The organism is Pandoraea morbifera, assembly GCF_902459575.1.
Lineage (GTDB): Bacteria > Pseudomonadota > Gammaproteobacteria > Burkholderiales > Burkholderiaceae > Pandoraea > Pandoraea morbifera.
In genome coordinates this window covers 1-3,502 of sequence record NZ_CABPSD010000031.1, presented here as the reverse complement: position 1 = coordinate 3,502, position 3,502 = coordinate 1, and the positions used below count along the sequence as shown (strand labels likewise).

1 tRNA gene and 2 rRNA genes are annotated in these 3,502 nt (G+C 51.7%); all 3 read left to right on the top strand.

Annotated elements, in window-relative coordinates:
* The 3 genes from PMO31116_RS23420 (at position 1) to rrf (ending at position 3,476) form a co-directional block, all read left to right on the top strand.
* Positions 1 to 76 (top strand) — tRNA-Ala (locus PMO31116_RS23420).
* 281 nt (positions 77 to 357) lie between these two features.
* A 23S ribosomal RNA gene (locus tag PMO31116_RS23415) occupies positions 358 to 3,235 on the top strand.
* Positions 3,236 to 3,363: 128 nt separating this feature from the next.
* Positions 3,364 to 3,476: ribosomal RNA gene (gene rrf, locus PMO31116_RS23410) — 5S ribosomal RNA — on the top strand.
* The last annotated feature ends 26 nt before the right edge of the window (positions 3,477 to 3,502 follow it).

The following is a 3,502-nucleotide window of genomic DNA, read 5'->3' as shown; positions in this document are numbered from 1 at the left end:
GGGGGCATAGCTCAGCTGGGAGAGCACCTGCTTTGCAAGCAGGGGGTCGTCGGTTCGATCCCGTCTGCCTCCACCAAAACCTTAGATCGCATCGATGTCAGTCAAAAGTGTTTTACGTCTGCGGTAAATCCCTGAATGTGAACGTTTTTGAATGACAGCAATGTCATGCAGTATTTGTTCTTTAACAATTTGGAAGAAGAAGTAGTACAACGGAAGCGCGTTAGAGATGGCGCGTGGAAATTGTACGGGTTGTGATTGTATCAACCAGTATTTAAGTGATCGAAAGATGACTTGGAATACGGCACAACGCGAAAACTCAACCTATAAAGGATGTGTCGAGAGACGCACTCGTTATAGGGTCAAGCGAATAAGTGCATGTGGTGGATGCCTTGGCGATTACAGGCGATGAAGGACGCGATAGCCTGCGAAAAGTTGTGGGGAGCTGGCAAATAAGCATTGATCCACAAATGTCCGAATGGGGAAACCCGGCCTTTTAGGTCATCCTGGACTGAATACATAGGTCCAGCGAAGCGAACGCGGCGAACTGAAACATCTAAGTAGCTGCAGGAAAAGAAATCAACCGAGATTCCCAAAGTAGTGGCGAGCGAAATGGGACCAGCCTTCAAGATTTAGCACCGGTGTTATCAAAACGGAATGGAAAGTCCGGCCATAGTGGGTGATAGCCCCGTATGAGAAAACCCTGGTGTGGAACTAAGCTTGAGAAAAGTAGGGCGGGACACGTGAAATCCTGTCTGAAGATGGGGGGACCATCCTCCAAGGCTAAATACTCGTAATCGACCGATAGTGAACCAGTACCGTGAGGGAAAGGCGAAAAGAACCCCGGGAGGGGAGTGAAATAGATCCTGAAACCGCATGCATACAAACAGTCGGAGCCTCGTAAGGGGTGACGGCGTACCTTTTGTATAATGGGTCAGCGACTTACATTCAGTGGCGAGCTTAACCGAATAGGGAAGGCGTAGCGAAAGCGAGTCCGAATAGGGCGTTCAGTCGCTGGGTGTAGACCCGAAACCAAGTGATCTATCCATGGCCAGGTTGAAGGTGCGGTAACACGTACTGGAGGACCGAACCCACTAACGTTGAAAAGTTAGGGGATGAGCTGTGGATAGGGGTGAAAGGCTAAACAAACTTGGAAATAGCTGGTTCTCTCCGAAAACTATTTAGGTAGTGCCTCGTGTATCACCTTCGGGGGTAGAGCACTGTCATGGTTGAGGGGTCCATTGCGGATTACCTCGCCATAGCAAACTCCGAATACCGAAGAGTGCAATCACGGGAGACAGACATCGGGTGCTAACGTCCGGTGTCAAGAGGGAAACAACCCAGACCGCCAGCTAAGGTCCCTAAATATTGCTAAGTGGGAAACGAAGTGGGAAGGCTAAAACAGTCAGGAGGTTGGCTTAGAAGCAGCCACCCTTTAAAGAAAGCGTAATAGCTCACTGATCGAGTCGTCCTGCGCGGAAGATGTAACGGGGCTAAGCAATATACCGAAGCTGCGGATGCGAGCTTGCTCGCATGGTAGGAGAGCGTTCTGTAAGCCTGTGAAGGTGTCTTGTAAAGGATGCTGGAGGTATCAGAAGTGCGAATGCTGACATGAGTAGCGATAAAGGGGGTGAAAGGCCCCCTCGCCGTAAGCCCAAGGTTTCCTACGCAACGTTCATCGGCGTAGGGTGAGTCGGCCCCTAAGGCGAGGCAGAGATGCGTAGCTGATGGGAAGCAGGTTAATATTCCTGCACCGTCGTATGATGCGATGGGGGGACGGATCGCGGAAGGTTGTCCGGGTGTTGGAAGTCCCGGTCCCTGCAGTGGAGAAGGCGCTTAGGCAAATCCGGGCGCGTAATTCAAGGCTGTGGGGCGAGCGAACTTGTTCGCGAAGCAATTGGAAGTGGTTCCAAGAAAAGCCTCTAAGCTTCAGTCATACGAGACCGTACCGCAAACCGACACAGGTGGGCGAGATGAGTATTCTAAGGCGCTTGAGAGAACTCGGGAGAAGGAACTCGGCAAATTGGTACCGTAACTTCGGGATAAGGTACGCCCTTGTAGCTTGACTGGCCTGCGCCAGGAGGGTGAAGGGGTTGCAATAAACTGGTGGCTGCGACTGTTTAATAAAAACACAGCACTCTGCAAACACGAAAGTGGACGTATAGGGTGTGACGCCTGCCCGGTGCCGGAAGATTAAATGATGGGGTGCAAGCTCTTGATTGAAGTCCCGGTAAACGGCGGCCGTAACTATAACGGTCCTAAGGTAGCGAAATTCCTTGTCGGGTAAGTTCCGACCTGCACGAATGGCGTAACGATGGCCACACTGTCTCCTCCCGAGACTCAGCGAAGTTGAAGTGTTTGTGATGATGCAATCTACCCGCGGCTAGACGGAAAGACCCCATGAACCTTTACTGTAGCTTTGCATTGGACTTTGAACCGGTCTGTGTAGGATAGGTGGGAGGCTTTGAAGCAGGAACGCTAGTTTCTGTGGAGCCGTCCTTGAAATACCACCCTGGCTTGTTTGAGGTTCTAACCTAGGTCCGTAATCCGGATCGGGGACAGTGCATGGTAGGCAGTTTGACTGGGGCGGTCTCCTCCCAAAGTGTAACGGAGGAGTACGAAGGTACGCTAGGTACGGTCGGAAATCGTGCTGATAGTGCAATGGCAAAAGCGTGCTTAACTGCGAGACTGACAAGTCGAGCAGGTGCGAAAGCAGGTCATAGTGATCCGGTGGTTCTGTATGGAAGGGCCATCGCTCAACGGATAAAAGGTACTCTGGGGATAACAGGCTGATACCGCCCAAGAGTTCATATCGACGGCGGTGTTTGGCACCTCGATGTCGGCTCATCTCATCCTGGGGCTGTAGCCGGTCCCAAGGGTATGGCTGTTCGCCATTTAAAGAGGTACGTGAGCTGGGTTTAAAACGTCGTGAGACAGTTTGGTCCCTATCTGCCGTGGGCGTTGGAAGTTTGAAGGGGGCTGCTCCTAGTACGAGAGGACCGGAGTGGACGAACCTCTGGTGTACCGGTTGTCACGCCAGTGGCATCGCCGGGTAGCTATGTTCGGAAGAGATAACCGCTGAAAGCATCTAAGCGGGAAACTCGCCTTAAGATGAGACTTCCCTGGGAACTCGATTCCCCTTAAGGGTCGTTCAAGACCAGGACGTTGATAGGTCAGGTGTGGAAGCGCAGTAATGCGTTAAGCTAACTGATACTAATTGCCCGTGAGGCTTGATCCTATAACCAGTGTGTTTTTCCTGGTGTGAGTATCGCTGTGCCGATACATTCGCAACCCAACATTGTTGTACTACGCTTCTTCCGAATTGGTTTTGTTGCACACACCGTGCAGCAGAACATACAAGTTATGCCTGATGACCATAGCGAGTTGGAACCACCCCTTCCCATCCCGAACAGGACCGTGAAACGACTCCACGCCGATGATAGTGCGGATACCCGTGTGAAAGTAGGTAATCGTCAGGCTCCCCTTAAAAACCCCTTGCTACCTC